Origin of the sequence: Agrobacterium sp. CCNWLW32 (assembly GCF_037083425.1) — a bacterium.
Classification (GTDB): Bacteria; Pseudomonadota; Alphaproteobacteria; order Rhizobiales; family Rhizobiaceae; genus Agrobacterium; species Agrobacterium radiobacter.
The window spans coordinates 1-774 of the sequence record NZ_JBAOJM010000040.1; the positions used below are offsets into that span (position 1 = coordinate 1).

Consider the following 774-nt stretch of genomic DNA (forward strand, 5'->3'; position numbering starts at 1 on the left):
AACAGAGAGTTACCATATGACAGTGCAATTTCCGAGCATCGCGCAGACGCTTGCCGAAGAGATCGGAACATTACGCAAATGGCTGGATAAAGACGCCCTGCCCCTGTGGTGGGAGGCGGGTTCGGCCCGCCCGGATGGCGGCTTTTACGAGCGTCTCGGCCAGGATGCGAAGCCGGTTTTTTCCGATGACCGCCGCGCCCGCGTGCAGCCGCGTCAGGCCTATTGTTTTGCCGCCGCCGGCCAGCACGGATGGCAGGGGCCGTGGAAAGATGCGCTCCTGCACGGTCTCTCCTGGTTCGAGAAGGTTTATCGCCTTGAAAACGGCCTTTACGGCAACCTTGCCGACCAGACCGGCAGGCTGATCGATCCCTCCTTCGATCTTTACAATCAGGCCTTTGCGCTTTTCGCCGCCGCGCAGACGGCCGCCAGCCTTCCCGAGCGCAGGGACGAGATGCGCGGCCGGGCGCTCGATATTCTTGCCATCCTCGAGCGCGACTACAGACATCCCATTGCGGGCTTCGAGGAAGAAAACCCGCCTCGCGCACCGCTCTGCTCCAATCCGCATATGCATCTTTTCGAGGCGATGTTGGCCTGGGAGCTGCAGGACCCGCAAGGCCCGTGGTCGGCGCTTGCCGATGAGATTGCCGGTCTGGCGCTAACCCGCTTCATTGATAGCGGCAATGGCGGGCTGCGCGAGTTCTTCGCCCATGACTGGACACCCCACGACAGCGACAAGGGCCGGATCATGGAGCCGGGCCACCAGTTCGAATGGGC

The 774-nt window shown here is 62.4% G+C and carries 1 protein-coding gene; it reads left to right on the top strand.

All coding sequences use genetic code 11. The features are described 5' to 3' along the window. Positions 1-16: 16 nt before the first annotated feature. Positions 17-774: AGE family epimerase/isomerase (locus V6R85_RS26005; RefSeq protein WP_336377357.1), on the top strand; the 758-nt coding region annotated here is incomplete at its 3' end.